Source organism: Pseudoalteromonas sp. MEBiC 03485, from assembly GCF_004195145.1.
GTDB lineage: Bacteria > Pseudomonadota > Gammaproteobacteria > Enterobacterales > Alteromonadaceae > Pseudoalteromonas > Pseudoalteromonas apostichopi.
The window spans coordinates 500,750-517,192 of record NZ_SGBT01000002.1 but is presented as its reverse complement, the minus strand read 5'-3'; the positions used below and the strand labels follow the sequence as shown (position 1 = coordinate 517,192).

Here is a 16,443-nt window from a genome sequence, read left to right as displayed (position 1 = left end):
GTTGAAGTTAGCGTGAAGAAAAGCAGACTGAGAATCAAAAGAAAAAGTTTAGGCACTGACTGATTAACCCTAAATTATTATTTACGCATAATTTTTAACAAAATATAGCACAATTATGACCGTAAATAACGGTTCTGAAAAGTTAAATTAGTAATAAGGTCTACTTGGTATTGAAATTAAAACCTATGCTATAACTAGTTCAATTGTTATTTATCAGAGAAAGTGATGCGCCATTCATTTATAAGTCAAAAAAATCATGCTTTGTTATTGATTATTGACCTACAAGCAGGGCTTGAGCCGGTTATAAACGATTTTAATCAAGCTGTTAATTACACAGAAAAGTTGATTAAAGCAGCTAAGGCATTAGATATTCCCTATTTATTTACCGAACAAAATCCAACCAAGTTAGGTAAAAGTAGTGAACAGCTTTTACCCTTTATAAATGACAACAATTGCTATCACAAAATACATTTTAGCGCATGCCAAGAAGCGCAATTTAACAATCAATTGGCTGGCTTTAACCGTAAACAAGTGGTGATAACGGGTACGGAGTCACATGTTTGTGTACTGCAAACTTGTTTAGACTTAATTGCCAATGGTTATCAAGTGTTTGTAGTGGAAGATGCCATCGCATCACGTAATGAAAAACATAAAGAGCTGGCGATTAAGCAACTATTGGCAGCAGGTGCTATTATTACATGTACAGAAAGTGTGATATTTCAATGGCTAGAAAAAGCAGGGACAGATCAATTTAGAGCACTATTGCAATTAATAAAGTGAACCATGATTCGCATCAAACCGTATTGGCTCGATTAATTGTGTTTTTGTAAATTATCTAATAATTAAGGCTTTATCTATGACGAGCGTGCGCCGCCTTTTTACTTATTTGTTCCTTCTCTTATTTATTGAGTCTTTGGTTTTAGGCTTCATCTATTCGACTTTGATAACGGGTGTGGTAACCGGTTTATTACTGCTGTCTTTACCGCTTTGGATGCTCCATAAATACCCAACGAGCAAATTAACAGCCCATGTTGTTGCTGCCGGTTGCATGATGTTTTCGTTTTTACACATCCAACAAAGCTACGGCCTCATTGAAGTTCACTTTGAAATTTTTATTTTAATGGCCGTATTGATCATGTTTGTTGAATGGCGAGTGTTCATTACAGCACTTACTTTTGTGGCCGTTCACCATTTGAGCTTTTACTTTTTACAGATAAACGAAGTTGGTTTATACGTTTTTGACCCAGACAGATTGTATTTTAGCACCGTACTTATTCATGCCGTATATGCCATTGTTGAAGCAATTGTAGCGGGTTACATTGCTAAAACCCTCCATCTTGAACGCAGTTCAGGCTTATCGTTAAGTACAACAACAGAGCAGATAATGGCCGACGAAAACAGCATTAATATTAGTTTAAGAGCGGATGATAGACATAGTGAAGCTGTGGCGGGTTTTAACCGCTTACTGGGTTTTGTATCCACTGTGATAGGTGATGTTCAAAGTCAAAGTAGTGTTTTAAAAAATCAGTCTAAACAATTACTTGAAGTACATGACGAATTACATGAGCAAGCTGTTAAGCGTGAGCAGTTATCGACGGATATAGCGCAGTCGGGTGAACGAGTTTCTGAAGGCTTTGCTCATGTTGAACATGAAAGTAATGAGCTGCAAACACAGTTTGAGCAGCTCCATTTAAGTGCAACAGAAGCACTAAATGAAGTAGCGAATACAGACAGTAAAACAGCTGAACTTGCCAATAACCTTCAAGAAGCAGACCAAAACATTAGCCAACTTGTAAGTGCATGTTCGCATATCTCTGAATTACTTAATGAGATTTCGTCAATTGCTGAGCAAACGAATTTACTTGCGCTAAACGCCGCAATTGAAGCTGCTCGAGCTGGTGAGCAAGGCCGTGGCTTTGCGGTTGTTGCTGATGAAGTAAGAAATTTGGCAACACGAAGTAAAAATACTACAGATAAAATAACCAATACACTCGAAAGCTTGATGCAAAATAGCGCATCATCAACCAAGTCGATGCAAGGTAGTGTCGCACTTATCGAACAGTTATCAGCAATTAGCTCACAGATGAAGCTGCAAATTACAGAGATGACAGAGCAGGTTAATGTTGCCGCAAGTAGTTCACAATCGGTTGCACATGTAGTGCAAAATCAAGCGGGGAATACACGTGCCATTGCCGAGAATTCACAAGCCTTAATTGCTAACCAAGCCAACGACAACCTGATGATTGAAAAACTCACCGATCGCGTCCAGTTAATTGATGTAAGTATCGATGTGCTGGAGCAAGGTATTGCTAAATTCAAATAGTAAATGGGTAATAGTGGCAACCCTGGTTTGGGTTGCCTCTGTGGCATTGGCCTTGGTGTTTGCTTACTCTCAACAAGCTAGCACCTTTGATCCAGATAAAAAGCTAGCCACAGCCAACTGGCTACCTGCTTTTCAACAAAGAATGGGGCTTGGCATCACCAATACAGATACCTTGTACATTATTGATGAAAATACCTGTGTATGCTCAACGCGTTCACAACCGCACATAACAAGCCTTAGCAGCTATGCAGCAGAGCAAGGTGTTAAAGTAATAAAACTTAAACCAACATCTGCGGTTGCTGAAATTTTACCCGCTCAACCTGCCGCAGTACTTGTTTCAGAAAATCAACAGCTTGTATATGCAGGGCCATTATCAAAAGGACTCGCGTGTTCAAGTCAGAATGGCTTTGTTGAGTTAGTAATCGCAAACTTACGAGCAGGTTTTAATAGTCGGTTTATTAATTCAGATGCTGAGGGGTGTTATTGTAAAATTAATTGAGCTAGAAAGGTAAGTTAAAGAGGCCAAGTATTTTGGCCTCTGACTCTATAAAATTATTGAATTTGGCCGCGTATCTCACCGTTTGGGTTGGCAGGCGTATGGACATTTACATAATGACCGCCTGAAGCTAATACTGAGAAAATCTCAGCATTTATCATTAAGCCAGTGCTACTCATCCAGCGATTCATATCATCACTGTCTTGAACAAGAGGAGCTAACACAGGGCCATTTTCACCTGCTACGCCGGTATGAATATGGGCTGCACTTGCATCGCTTACACCCGATGTAAGTACTTGCAGCTCAACGCTATAATCGTTTGTATTAACAAGTGCATAACCATCGCCAGATGCATCCGTTGTAACCGCGGGTACTTCTTGTTCACCACTTAGCGGGAAGGTTACAAACACATAGTTATCAGTAAGGATTTGACCGCGTAGTTCACCACTTGGGTTAGCAGGAGTATGCACATTTACGTAGTGGCCACCTGATGCAAGTACTGCAAAAATATCTGCATTAATCATGGTGTTTTCAGGTGTTTGCCATAGATTCATGTTATCGCTTGATTGTTCTAACGCGGCAAGTACGTCGCCATTGGTGCCTATACGACCTGTATGAATGTGCGCTGCAGTTGCATCACTCACACCCTCGGTCAAAGCTCTTAATTCTAGATGGTAATTATCCATATTAACTAATGCATAACCATTTCCTGATGCCATGGTATCGACCGCAGGTACTTCTTGCATACCACTAAGTGGGAAAGTTACAAGCTGATAGTTGTCTGTTAGTATCTGACCTCTAATTTCGCCACCCGTGTTAGCAGGTGTATGCACGTTAACGTAATGACCACCTGATGCAAGTACCTCAAAGATCTCAGCGTTGATCATGGTATTTGCTGGTGTCATCCACATGCCTGCGTTAGTTGTTGACTGCTCAAGTGCAACGAGCACATCGCCATTTGTGCCAATTCGACCAGTGTGAATGTGCGCTCCTGTCGCGTCATCAACACCCATTGTGTTTACCACAAGTTCTAAAGCATAGTTATCCATGTTAATTAATGCATAACCTTCACCGCTTGCATCAGTTTCGACAGCAGGGACTTCTTGCTCGCCGCTTAGTTTAAAGCTCGTAAAGCCATAGTTACTAGTTAGGATTTGCCCGCGAAGCTCGCCGCCAGCATTATCAGGTGTATGAACATTGACATAGTGACCGCCAGAAGCAAGCACTGCAAAAATATCAGCATTGATTTGTGTATTACTTGGTGTCATCCAGACATTGCTATCATCCATTGATTGTTCAAGCGCCACTAATACATCGCCATTAGTCCCGATACGACCTGTGTGAATATGCGCAGCGCTCGCATCGTCCAAGCCTGACGTTACAACAGTAAGCTCTACGCTGTAGTCAGTAGTATCAACTAGGGCATAACCATCACCATCAGCCATGGTGCTCACCATGGGTACTTCTTGATTACCACTCAAGTCAAAGGTCGCAACTGCGTAGTTGTCTGTTAAGATTTGGCCGCGAATTACGCCACCGGCAAATTCAGGCGTATGAACATTAACATAGTGACCGCCGTCTAAAAGTACTGCCAGAGTGTCGCTGTCTATCATGGTGCCTTCTGGCACTACCCAGTCGGTCATTACTTCATCGTCTTGCTCTAAAGTCACGAATACATCACCATTTGAGCCTAATTTGCCGGTGTGGATGTGAGCAGCTGTTGCGTCATCAACACCCATTGTCACTGCGCGAAGTCGTAATTCTGTTGTGGCACTGTCATAAGATGCGTAGCCATAACCCATAGCATCACTGTCATTCATAGGAACTTGCTGATCGCCGTTTAAAACAAACGTGATGATGCTGGTTGTATCTGGCACAATTTGCGCACGAAGCTCACCGTTTGCATACTGTTCAGTATGAAGGTTAATGTACCAATCACCATCCATTAAATCAGCGATTAAACTTTCATCAAGGTCGGTGATTGCGACTTCATACACACCATCGGTAGTGGCTTCAAATGCAAAAGCAACATCGCCATTAGCGCCTAAATCGCCGTCGTGTATGTGTGCTGCGCTAAAACCTTCGACTGAGCTTGCATCAAGCGTTGCACGAAATTGCATTAAACTTTCGTCAAGCTCTACTGTTGCAGTCGCTGTTTGCATTGAATCATTCATTGGCACTTCTTGTTTGCCACTTAAAGTTACAGCATAGGTTTTACTTGGAGTGAATTCTTGAACTGGAGGAGGTGGCGGTGGTGTGATGACTTCTTTGTTATCATCGTCATCGCTACAAGCAGTTACCAGGAGTAGGCTGCTTAATAAGAGTATGTATTTCATCGTTCTTCCTTATATCTTTGTATGTTCGGACGTTACGACGTGTCCATTTCAATAAGGCTTACGGAAGATGTTTAAAATGCGATCAAAAAAGGTTGCATAAAAGTTAATTTTTAATTCTTTAGTATTGGTTTTTGGTGAAATTAAGAATTTAAACTTTTTAGCAATTATTTGAAAATGAATATTTCTAGCAGTTTGAATTAGAGATGTTTGGCTTATTAATGGGTACGAATTATGCATTAGATTTCTTTTCGAAAATTTCTTTGTTAAACGCCAATAAATAAACGATAGGAAAACTATGCAGCTAACTTCGTACACATCCTCATTCCTAAAAGAGCCATTATTAGATCAGCAAAATAAAAATGAGCTAAACCCAGCAAGTGAAAAAGCAACAAACCTTCAAGGCTCTAAACAACAAGAAGCAGGCGTTGATTCTGATCCACAATCAGAAGCTCAATCAAAGACATCACAAACACAACAAGAGCTAGTAGTAAAAATAAAGGAATTACAAAATAAGATTAATAGTTTAAAAAGCAACAAAGACCTAGCTCCAGAACAACGAGAAAGTGAGTTACTAGAGCTTAATAAACAACTTGATGAAGAAATAAATACAGTCCAGCTTGCCGTAAAAAGTAATGTTTCTACGATGATAAACTCTTTGTTTGCTCCTACTTCTAGTAATCACTCTGGTATGCTGTTTAACAATAAAGCGTAAGTTTAAGGCAAAGCGCTTGTTCGCAGTTACTTTGCCAATTGCATATTTATAAGTCCGCTAAATTACATATTTTATAAGTGAGTAGATGAAAATACACATAAAAGTAAATAGGAAGAACCATTTTATGTGAACTGTTATTGGTGACCCACGTTTGGCTGTTCTTATCATAGTGACTGGGTAATCATACTCAACAAGTGTCTTGAAGAGTTCAGGATGTTCTAAGCTCCAGTCATTTAAAGGTATTGAATCACCATAGCGAGTTTTAAAAATAACAGAAAATAGATAGGCACGCCTTGGTTGTGGGTCGTTAATATCGTAGCCGCTTTTGGTGCGTGTAAAATTCCATACGGCCTCAACATTTAGTAAATCTTCTCTTTTAATTGTTCGTGGTTTTCTGTCATCGAATAAAAGTGCGGGCAGGTAAACCTGTTCTTGGTTTATTTTAATTTCGCACAACGGGGATTCATGAATGAAGTAACGCTTATTGGCAATAAACATCTGAATTAAAAAGTAACTGAGATAAGTAATGATCACAGCGGCAATTGCACCTGAACCGGATTGTGTTTTCCAAACAAGGAGGCATGCAATGATGAATATAGCACCAGTGATTAACTTTGCTTTGAATTTCTGCGCTTTAGGTAAAGGGACTGCGCATCTCAAGATAGGTATTTCAGGTTGCACTTTCGTTTTTATGAAAGTCTGAAAAAAGATGGAGTTAAAGTTCTCACGAGTTAATTCAACTGTAGGCGCTTCCATGTGTCCTCGGTTACAGATTAAGTGTTGGATAAAAATAGTAAAAGCATTGCTTTATTACCAACTAAAGGGTTCGTTTTGTTGTTTTATTAAAAATGACTTATTTATCAAAACTAATTACATGAAATCTAGCATGCATTTCAATCTAAAGAATAGCTTATAGCTAGAGCGAAACAATACCTAAAAAGTTAAACATTTTTTCTTTACTCGCCTTGATCTAACTGCCCAAATCATAAGGGAAAATTTTTAGCTGTGTGCCATTTTGGAAATTTCGGTATAAAAGTTATGCAAATATTGCCTATAACACTATTGCGAACTATTACTGTTTAGATTAATATACTGACCATCAAGAGAAATGAGAGTGGTTTGCATTCATGTATATCTGTTTATGTCATGGTGTGACTGATAAAAAAATCGAACAAACAATTGATGATGGCGCAATGACAATGCGTGAGTTATCAAAAGAACTGCAAGTGGGTAGCCAGTGCGGCAAGTGTTGTGGTTGTTGTAAAAAAATTCTTAATCGCAAACTGATCGAGATTGCAGATATTACTGAGCAAGTAGCGTAATTACTTGCTCTTAAGCTTGCTTGCTTAACTATTTTTCCTTCGTTTAATTCTTCTAATTTATCCGCTTACTTACGAGTTTTTATTTGCTTTTAACCCCTTCATTTATTAGGGTTATAACAAAGCAGATACGTGTATCACACGGTCATTGGTAGGAAGCCATGATAATAGACTCTTCAAAATCACTTTTTTGTGTAGTACTTATTTTAATCACTGCGGGCTGTGCGCAGCTACCTTCACGAGAGTCCATTCAACCTAGCTATGCCATTGCAGCAGATACACCCAGCACCATAGGAGATGCAGTGGGTAATAATCATCCTGGGTTATCAGGGTTTTATCCTTTAGCAGATGGGGTCGATGCCTTTGTAGCTAGGTTAGCACTCATTGATTCTGCCGAGCACACCATTGATGTGCAGTACTATTTATACCACAGGCAGCAAACTACCATTTTATTTACGGCCTTTTTGTTAAAAGCCGCAGATAGAGGGGTAAGAATTCGCTTGCTGCTCGATGACTTGTCACAAGCTGACAGTGAGCTTGATTTAGCTGCACTGGCTGTTCACCCTAATATTGAAGTTCGATTATTTAATCCATTTCCTAACCGTCGTTTTAGAGCGCTTGGTTTTGTTACCAACTTTAGCCAGCTTTCTAGACGCATGCATAACAAGAGTTTTATTGTTGATAATCGAATTTTTATCACCGGTGGGCGCAACATAGGTAATGCGTATTTCTCGGCTGAAGATCACTCTGAATTTATTGATTTAGATGTTATGAGTGTTGGCGAGATAGTGCCTGAGGCATCAAAGGCATTTGATTTATATTGGAATCATCAGCTGTCTTTCCCTGTTGAAGACTTGCACGGTGAGCGTGATGAGCAATCACTTATTGATATCACTAAAACCTTATCGACCTATGTTGAGCAAAATCAGCAGAGTAATTACGTTGAGCAATTACGCGAAAGCGCCTTTGTAAAACGCTTATTGCACGATGAAATAGAATTCGATTGGCAAAAGTCTGTGTTGTTTTATGATCATCCCGATAAGGTGATGAACGACGTCAGTGAAAAATCGGCCAATATGTCGCCAATGTTATTTAAAGAAATGGGCGAGCCAAAACAAAAAGCAATTATTGTGTCGCCGTATTTTATTCCCCGTGAGCAGGGCGTTAAATTGCTAACAAACTGGGCTCAGCAGGGCGTTGATGTCACTGTACTCACTAATTCTTTAGCTGCTACCGATGTATCTGCGGTGCATGCTGGTTACAAAAAGTACCGAGAAGATCTTATAAAGGGTGGGGTTAAGCTGTGGGAGTTAAAACCCAGTGACTTAATGGCCATTAAGCGCAAAGCGGGACGTAAAGTAACCGGGTCATCACAGGCAAGTTTGCACGCAAAAACCATGACCTTTGATGATGAAAAGATTTTTGTCGGTACCATGAACCTCGACCCTCGCTCAATTGATTTAAATACCGAGATGGGTGTATTAATCGAAAGCAAAAAGCTTAGCCGCTTTTTGGCCCATTGGGTTGATAATCAAATGCCCGAATATGCTTGGAAAGTCGAGCTTAAAGAGGATGATTTAGTTTGGCTCGACACAGTGAGTAATGAGCAGTTTGATGAAGAACCACAAACTTCTTCTTGGCGACGTTTTCAAGTATGGTTTATTTCGTTATTCCCCATCGAAGATGAGCTTTAAGCCATTCCTTCAGTATTTATACCTAAGCCCAACTTTTTAGTTGGGCTTTTTGTTATCAGCCTTTAGTTGTTAACCATTTCGGGATAAAAAAAGGTATTTGAGCGTACACGTGTAAACCCAATATATTCAAGTGCTTAGCATGCAAAGAAAAAATAAATATAAAAAAATGTTAAAAAAACTGGTTGGACCAATTGATCTATTGTTCATTTTATGACGTAATGTAGGTATTACTATCTGGTCGGATGAGTTTATTATGAGCTTACGTACAAAATTAAAAAAAGTATTACCTAGTATTTCAATTACAGAACAAGAAGCGTTAGATGCGGGTGATGTTTGGTTAGAAGGTTCAATCTACCAAGGTAAACCTGATTTCGATGCACTTCGTGACGTGCCTGCAGCTAAGCTAAGCACTGAAGAGCAAGCATTCTTAGATGGCCCAGTGAAAGAATTATTATCAATGATTGATGATTCTGAAATTCAAAACGGTGTTCATCTTCCTGACTACATTCTTGATTTCTTGAAAAAAGAGCGTTTTTTCTCGCTTATCATTCCTAAATCATTCGGCGGTTTAGAATTCAGCCCTTATGCAAACTCTACAATCGTTGCGACTATCGCGACGAAGAGTTCTGCGGTTGCGGTAACCGTGATGGTTCCTAACTCATTAGGCCCAGGTGAGTTATTGCTTCACTTTGGTACAAAAGAGCAACAAGATCACTACTTACCACGTCTTGCAAATGGTCGTGATATTCCTTGTTTCGCACTAACTAGCCCAGAAGCGGGTTCGGATGCGGGTGGCATTCCAGATATTGGTGTTGTTAAACGTGGTCAGTTCAATGGCGAAGAAGTGTTAGGTTTAGAAATTACCTGGGACAAACGTTACATCACACTTGCGCCAATTGCGACAGTATTAGGTTTAGCATTCAAAGTAGTTGACCCTGATGGTTTACTAGGTGGCAAAGAAAACCTAGGTATTACCTGTGCGCTTATCCCTAAAGATCACCCAGGTGTTGAACTTGGTAATCGTCATGATCCTATGGGTATCCGTTTTTATAATGGTACGACACGAGGTGAAAAAGTATTTGTACCAATGGACTTCATCATTGGTGGTCAAAAGAACATCGGTCGTGGCTGGCAAATGCTGGTTAGCTGTTTAGGTGCAGGTCGTGGTATTTCGTTACCGGCGCTTGGTGTTAGTTCATCACAAGTAGCATTTAAAGGTGCTTCAGAGTACGCAGCAGTACGTGAGCAGTTTGGTCTTGCGATTGGTCAATTCGAAGGCATCCAAGAAAAGCTAGCTGATATCGCAGGTAAAACTTACCTTCAAGAAGCAATGCGTGTATTAACAACAGAAGGTTTAGGCATGGGCTTAAAACCATCTGTAGTTACTGCGATTGCTAAATACCACATGACAGAAATTGGTCGTAACGTGCTTGATTCAGCAATGGATATACAAGCAGGTAAAGCGATTCAAAATGGTCCACAAAACACATTAGCAAGTGGTTATGTTGCACAACCAATCGCAATCACGGTTGAAGGTGCAAACATTCTTACTCGTAACTTAATGATTTTTGGTCAAGGTGTAATGCGTTGTCATCCTTATCTACAATCTATGGTTGAGTCTATCCACAGCGAAGACAAAAATGCAGATAAAGAATTCAATAGCATTTTACGTAAAACAGTAGGCTACAGCGTAGCTAACAGCTTACGAGCTTTCCGTTTAGGTGTATTACCGTTTACTGCGGGTGCTAAATCGTCACTACCCGAAGTACGTGAATACGAAAAAGCAGCGCACAAACTATCTGCAAAACTTGCAGTTTATGCTGACTTCTCGTTATTGGTACTTGGCGGCAAACTTAAACAAGCAGAAATGTTATCTGCACGTTTAGGTGACGTAATGAGCTTCTTATACGCTGCTATGGCATCAATTAAATATTACGAGCAAAAAGTAGCAAGCAGTGAACGTGAACAAGCTGCGCCTTATTTCCACTATGCGACTCGCTTTGCACTACAAAGCGCTGAAGAAGCATTGCATAAGTTCTTAGATAACTTCCCTGCAAGTGGTACTCGTAAGTTTATGCGTTTCATTACGATGAACTACTCAATGAAAATGCCTAAGATCAGCGATGATTTAATTCGTGAACTTGCAACTCAAGCGCAAATGGATACCGCATTTAAAGCGCAAATCACTCACTTGGTTAACCCAATTGAAGGTGATGGTCATTACATCAATGAGCAAGCGTACAAAGCAAAAATGGCGTGCCTTGATTTACTTAAGAAAGTTAAAAAAGCACTGCGTGCTAAAACTATTAAGCCGGGCGTTCGTTTTGCAGAAACGCTTGATAATGCACTAGTTGCAAGTGTTATCAACGAAGAAGAGTACGCAAAACTGATTGATTACAACAAGAAACGTGAAAAAGCGATTCGTGTTGATGAGTTTGACTTTGATATGAACTTACTGGATGACAATGCAAAGCCAGTAAACCCACTTAAAAGTGTGGTAAACGAGTAATTCAACAATGCAAGTCCTGAGCAGTATTAGGACTTTATCTTCGAAAACCCGTGTTTAGCACGGGTTTTTTATTGCCTATAGGCCGTTGTGCCAGTAGCTAATTTCACCTACCATTGCCATCAGTTTATATAAATTACAGAGCGTTATGGATCTTAGGCAATTTGTTACATCTCACTTTTCAAACATTACAGGTTTGCAGCAAGCGGCATCAGTATGGAGCGGTTGCGGTGAGATTATTCGTTGCCAAATGGATGGTACTGCAGCGGTAATTAAAGCGATTGAAGTGCCTAGCCAGATCAATCATAGTCGTATAAAACAAAGTGATTTTGCGCTTGCCAGAAAGCGCCAATCTTACTTAGTCGAATTTAATTGGTATCGGCGTTACGCTAAGCAATTACCCCATGAAGCTGCGGCTATCCACTGCATTGAGGCAATACAAGAGGGCAGTAAGCAAGCGCTGGTGTTTAGTGATTTCAGTGCACTTGGCTACCAGCAAGCAAGTGCTACATACAGCGACATTCAAGCAATTATAAACTGGCTTGCACATTTTCATGCTTTTCATTTAGCAAGCTCTGCTGGTGGACTTTGGCCGCGAGGTAGTTACTGGCATTTAGCAACACGACCCGATGAGCTACAGCGTATGAGCGATTTAAGCTTAAAAGCGCAGGCACACGCTATTGATACTGCGTTGAGTGAGTCACCTTACCAAACGTTAATTCATGGTGATGCTAAGCTTGCCAATTTTGCTATTTTGCCACAAAACCAGCACGTTCTTGGCTATGATTTTCAATACGTTGGCAAGGGAATTGGGGTGATTGATGTGATGTACTTTTTAGGTAGTTGTTTAGATGATGCAGCATTAAAATCAGTTGCAGATGACTATTTAAATCGCTATTTTGATACCTTCACACAAGCACTAAAGCGCTATCAACCGAGTGTCAATCCTGCGCATGTCGTTAGCAGTTGGCAAGCGCTTTGGTGTTACGCATGGAGCGATTTTTATCGCTTTTTAGCAGGTTGGAGCCCTGATCATGCAAAAATAAATGGCTACATGCAGCAGCAATTTGCAACGTACCTAACAAAAATAAAGGAATAACAATGAATAAGCCAATGCGATTTGCCATTATCGGCTGTGGTGCTGTAACCGAACTGAAAAGCGGCCCTGCTTATCAACAAGCAGAAGGTATTGCGCTTATTGGGGTGACACGTCGCGACCTAGAAAAAGCCCATGATTACGCTAAACGCCATAATGTCGCAAAGGTGTTCACATCGCCAAGCGAACTAATTAACGATAACAGTGTTGATGCAGTATATATTGCCACGCCGCCAGATAGCCATAAAGCGTATGCTCTTGAGGTTGCAGCGGCAGGTAAACCTTGCTGTATTGAAAAGCCGCTGGCACCGAGTTATCAAGATAGCCTTGACATTGTCGCAGCGTTTAAAGAGGCTAAACAGCCGCTATTTGTGGCTTATTATCGCCGTTCGTTACCGCGCTTTAATCAAGTTAAACAGTTACTAGAACAAGGTGTTATTGGTAAGCCTCGTCATGTTAGTTGGCATTTAAGTAAAGCTCCTAACGCCCTTGATTTATCGGGTGAGTATAACTGGCGCACAGATCAAAACGTGGCACGAGGTGGTTACTTTGACGATTTAGCCAGCCATGGCCTTGATTTACTTGCCTACCTTTTAGGTGATTTTAATAAGGTGCATGGTTTATGCGCTAATCAACAAGGCTTATATTCAGCATTCGATGCTATTACCGCGCACTGGCAGCATCAATCTGGTGTTACAGGCACCGGGAGTTGGAACTTTGCTTCAGCAAATCGTTTTGATGATGTGATGATTTATGGCAGTGAAGGCGAGCTTAGCTTTAGTGTTTTTGACGAAAAGCCGATTGTGCTTAACAATGCACAGGGTGCACAACAGCTCGTAATTGATAACCCTGCACATATTCAACAATATCATGTTGAAAACATGGCGAACTATTTTCATGCTCAGCAACCCCATCCATCAACTGGTGAAACTGCACTACACACAAGTTGGGTTATGGAGCAGATTTTATCGGCTTAGTGCTCAAACGCAGCATTGAAGGCATTTACTATTTGTGTGTTTTCACCTTCATGAAATAGCGCCATTAGGCGCTCACTAATTAAAGTGCGTACTTTTTCTGTTTTAAGCGCTTTGTCGAACAGCGCGATTGCTTGTTTGCCGACCTCTGTTGGTGAGCAAGCAATATAACCAAACACCGCGGCTTTTTCTGGTTTAAGGCTGATATAGCGAATACTACTTAGATCCTGTGCTCGTTTATAACGGTTACTAAATATAGTTTGATATTCTAAAACGGCATCAATTTTATTTTGAAATAACATTTGTCCGAGCCTTGGTGCATTTCTTGCCCCATCGAGTATGAAAAAATGCTCATCATTTAAACGTACAAACTGATCAATCTCTTCTGAGTATGACCGACCTTTAACTATGCCTATTGTTAAATCGTAATGAAAAATAGCTTGTACTAGTGTGATTGAGTCTGGAATGGTGGGCTTATTAAATACCACTAGCTTATTAGGGGGAAAAGCCATTATTGGGTATTGGCTGAACACAGCATGGGCCTCGCGCTCAGGGGTTTTTAATTTATTATACAAGCAAGCATTATTCATCTTGCTTAATTGCTGCCATTCTCTTAACCGGCTTGCAGGTATAAAGCGCAGGCTGATTTCATCGCCTAGCTCAGTTGCAGCAGCAAGTAAGAACTTGGTGGCTTCATTTTTTGGATTACCATCATCTTGCGGAACAAAATCAGCCATAACTTGAATATCGAGTGTTTCACTGTGGGTAGGTAGGCAAAAGCTACAAAGTAGTATCGAAGTAAGGATAAACGTTTTCATTACTGCAGGGCCAAAAATAAATAAAGTGTTAAAGATTGCCGATACGTGTTGTTGCAAAAAAATTAATATTTGCAATGTCCTGTATGATTTTAGACCAGAACAAGAAATTAATGCAGTGAGTGTGCATTTTTTGCAGTCGAGAAGACTATTTTGCGCTAAAATAGGCGTAATTTATTTCATTTAGGTTCTACTTATGTCTATCCATGTAATTACTCATCCGTTAGTTCAACACAAACTTGGCCTTATGCGCGCACAAGGTATTAGCACAAAAAGTTTCCGTGAGCTTTCGTCTGAAGTAGGTACCTTGCTTACTTACGAAGCAACAAAAAACCTACCATTAGAAAGCGTGCAAATCACAGGGTGGGATGGTTCAACTTTAGATGTAGAGCATATTAAAGGAAAAAAAATTACTGTTGTGCCTATTCTTCGCGCCGGTCTTGGCATGATGGATGGCGTAATGCAATTATTACCTGCTGCAAAAGTAAGTGTGGTAGGTCTTCAGCGCAATGAAGAAACACTTGAACCAGTGCCTTATTTTGAAAAACTAGTTGGCAAAATTGATGAGCGTTTAAGTCTTGTTATTGACCCAATGCTGGCAACGGGCGGTTCAATGATCGCAACTATCGATATGCTGAAAAAAGCAGGCTGTAAAGATATTAAAGTGATTGTATTAGTGGCTGCACCAGAAGGCGTAGAAAAAACCCTTGCAGCGCACCCAGATGTTGAAATTTTCACAGCATCTTTAGACAGTCACTTAAACGAAAAAGGATATATTATTCCAGGCTTAGGAGATGCCGGTGATAAGATTTTTGGCACAGTGTAAGGCGCTCACGTGGAAAATCATCAAACATTTTCGTTAAAAACCATTCTAACAGGCGCGCAAATGCTGTTTGTAGCATTTGGTGCATTGGTACTTGTGCCGTTACTGACAGGCCTTGACCCAAATGTGGCTTTATTTACCGCAGGCTTAGGAACGTTACTGTTTCATGTGGTTACCAAAGGCCAAGTTCCTATCTTTTTAGCATCGTCTTTTGCTTTTATTGCACCCATTATCGCCTCAGTACAAATGTGGGGCATTCCTGCAACAATGGGCGGTTTAATGGTGGCAGGCTTTTGCTATTTTGCGCTTAGCTTGATTGTAAAGTTTAAAGGCGTAAATGCTCTGCATAAAGTGTTACCGCCTGTGGTTGTTGGCCCAGTTATTATGGTGATAGGTTTAGCCTTAGCGCCGGTTGCCGTGAATATGGCAATGGGTAAAGCTGGTGATGGCAGTGCGCAATTAGTTCCTTATGCGCAAGCTATTTGGGTTTCAGGTTTATCATTACTGGTTACGTTAATTTTTGCTGTTTGGGGCAAAGGTGTATTTAAACTTATCCCTATTCTCGCTGGCGTTATTGCAGGTTACCTTGCTTCGTTATTTATAGGTATTGTTGAATTTAGTGCGGTTACTCAAGCAAACTGGTTTGCTGTGCCGGCATTTACTTATCCTGAGTTTAAGTGGCAAGCTATTTTGTTTATGGTGCCTGTGGCAATTGCTCCGGCCATTGAACATATTGGTGACATGATGGCAATTAGCCAAGTAACAGGTAAAGACTATTTAAAGAAACCGGGTTTACATCGCACTTTACTCGGTGATGGCTTAGCAACCTCTGCGGCATCGGTTTTTGGTGGTCCACCTAATACTACTTACTCTGAAGTAACAGGTGCGGTTATGCTTACGCGTAACTTCAACCCTCGAGTGATGCTTTGGACTGCAATCATCGCAATTGTGCTCGCGTTTGTGGCAAAAATGGGCGCGGGATTACAAACTATTCCGGTTCCTGTGATGGGTGGCATCATGATTTTACTATTTGGTTCTATTGCTGTTGTTGGTTTAAATACCTTAGTAAAATCAGGTGAGGACCTTACTGCGCCTCGTAACCTGACTATAATCGCACTGATTTTAGTGTTTGGAATCGGTGGTATGCATATTGGTGGTGACGAGTTTAGTTTGCAGGGTGTGAGCTTATGCGCAATTTTGGGGATTATCTTAAATGCTGTCCTCCCCAAAGCAGTGCAACAAGCTGATTAGAGCTGAATAACTGCTGGAATATTGCACCAAAAAAGCGCATTAAATATGCGCTTTTTTTGTAACTATATAAAAAATAAGGAATTATAAAACTGGTCTAC

14 protein-coding genes are annotated in these 16,443 nt (G+C 40.6%); 11 read left to right on the top strand and 3 right to left on the bottom strand.

All coding sequences use genetic code 11. From position 1 onward, the window contains the following. The first annotated feature begins 225 nt into the window (after positions 1 to 225). The 3 genes from EVU92_RS19120 (at position 226) to EVU92_RS19110 (ending at position 2,822) form a co-directional block, all read left to right on the top strand. On the top strand, positions 226 to 780 hold the full coding sequence (locus EVU92_RS19120) for an isochorismatase family protein (protein ID WP_239977693.1): 555 nt from the start codon (positions 226 to 228) through the stop codon (positions 778 to 780). 76 nt (positions 781 to 856) lie between these two features. Beyond that, a complete protein-coding gene (locus EVU92_RS19115) occupies positions 857 to 2,323 on the top strand; it encodes a methyl-accepting chemotaxis protein (RefSeq protein ID WP_130052743.1) in 1,467 nt (488 codons plus the stop codon). 13 nt (positions 2,324 to 2,336) lie between these two features. Further along, positions 2,337 to 2,822 carry a DUF6436 domain-containing protein gene (locus EVU92_RS19110; protein WP_130052742.1) on the top strand — a complete coding sequence of 162 codons (486 nt, stop codon included), beginning with the start codon at positions 2,337 to 2,339 and terminating at the stop codon, positions 2,820 to 2,822. Between the two features lie 53 nt (positions 2,823 to 2,875). Here the strand turns inward: EVU92_RS19110 and EVU92_RS19105 are convergent, their stop codons facing one another. Further along, a complete protein-coding gene (locus tag EVU92_RS19105) occupies positions 2,876 to 5,155 on the bottom strand; it encodes a CHRD domain-containing protein (protein WP_130052741.1) in 2,280 nt (759 codons plus the stop codon). A 295-nt stretch (positions 5,156 to 5,450) separates the two neighbouring features. Between EVU92_RS19105 and EVU92_RS19100 the strand changes: the two genes are divergently transcribed. Next, a complete protein-coding gene (locus EVU92_RS19100; RefSeq protein ID WP_130052740.1) occupies positions 5,451 to 5,867 on the top strand; it encodes a hypothetical protein in 417 nt (138 codons plus the stop codon). 57 nt (positions 5,868 to 5,924) lie between these two features. Here EVU92_RS19100 and EVU92_RS19095 read toward each other — a convergent pair whose 3' ends face one another. Continuing rightward, entirely contained in the window at positions 5,925 to 6,623 is a 699-nt protein-coding gene (locus tag EVU92_RS19095) for a hypothetical protein (RefSeq protein WP_130052739.1), read from the bottom strand. A gap of 371 nt (positions 6,624 to 6,994) precedes the next feature. On the opposite strand from EVU92_RS19095, the gene EVU92_RS19090 reads away from it, so the two are divergent. From EVU92_RS19090 to EVU92_RS19070, 5 genes are all read left to right on the top strand, one after another. Beyond that, on the top strand, positions 6,995 to 7,189 hold the full coding sequence (locus tag EVU92_RS19090; protein WP_105181791.1) for a (2Fe-2S)-binding protein: 195 nt from the start codon (positions 6,995 to 6,997) through the stop codon (positions 7,187 to 7,189). A 158-nt stretch (positions 7,190 to 7,347) separates the two neighbouring features. After that, the gene (locus EVU92_RS19085; protein WP_130052738.1) at positions 7,348 to 8,880 is read left to right on the top strand and encodes a phospholipase D family protein; all 1,533 of its coding nucleotides are present in this window, start codon (positions 7,348 to 7,350) and stop codon (positions 8,878 to 8,880) included. A 253-nt stretch (positions 8,881 to 9,133) separates the two neighbouring features. Further along, on the top strand, positions 9,134 to 11,389 hold the full coding sequence (locus EVU92_RS19080) for an acyl-CoA dehydrogenase (RefSeq protein ID WP_130052737.1): 2,256 nt from the start codon (positions 9,134 to 9,136) through the stop codon (positions 11,387 to 11,389). Between the two features lie 145 nt (positions 11,390 to 11,534). After that, positions 11,535 to 12,485, top strand: coding sequence for a phosphotransferase (locus EVU92_RS19075; protein WP_130052736.1), 951 nt, complete (start codon positions 11,535 to 11,537; stop codon positions 12,483 to 12,485). Positions 12,486 to 12,487: 2 nt separating this feature from the next. Beyond that, positions 12,488 to 13,459 carry a Gfo/Idh/MocA family oxidoreductase gene (locus EVU92_RS19070; RefSeq protein WP_130052735.1) on the top strand — a complete coding sequence of 324 codons (972 nt, stop codon included), beginning with the start codon at positions 12,488 to 12,490 and terminating at the stop codon, positions 13,457 to 13,459. Here EVU92_RS19070 and EVU92_RS19065 read toward each other — a convergent pair. After that, entirely contained in the window at positions 13,456 to 14,274 is an 819-nt protein-coding gene (locus EVU92_RS19065; RefSeq protein WP_130052734.1) for a hypothetical protein, read from the bottom strand. The genes EVU92_RS19070 and EVU92_RS19065 overlap by 4 nt on opposite strands. A 193-nt stretch (positions 14,275 to 14,467) precedes the next feature. Between EVU92_RS19065 and upp the strand changes: the two genes are divergently transcribed. Then, the gene (gene upp, locus EVU92_RS19060; RefSeq protein ID WP_130052733.1) at positions 14,468 to 15,097 is read left to right on the top strand and encodes a uracil phosphoribosyltransferase; all 630 of its coding nucleotides are present in this window, start codon (positions 14,468 to 14,470) and stop codon (positions 15,095 to 15,097) included. A gap of 9 nt (positions 15,098 to 15,106) precedes the next feature. Further along, positions 15,107 to 16,345 (top strand): uracil-xanthine permease family protein, encoded by a 1,239-nt coding sequence (locus EVU92_RS19055; RefSeq protein WP_130052732.1) that lies wholly within the window; start codon positions 15,107 to 15,109, stop codon positions 16,343 to 16,345. Positions 16,346 to 16,443: the final 98 nt, after the last annotated feature.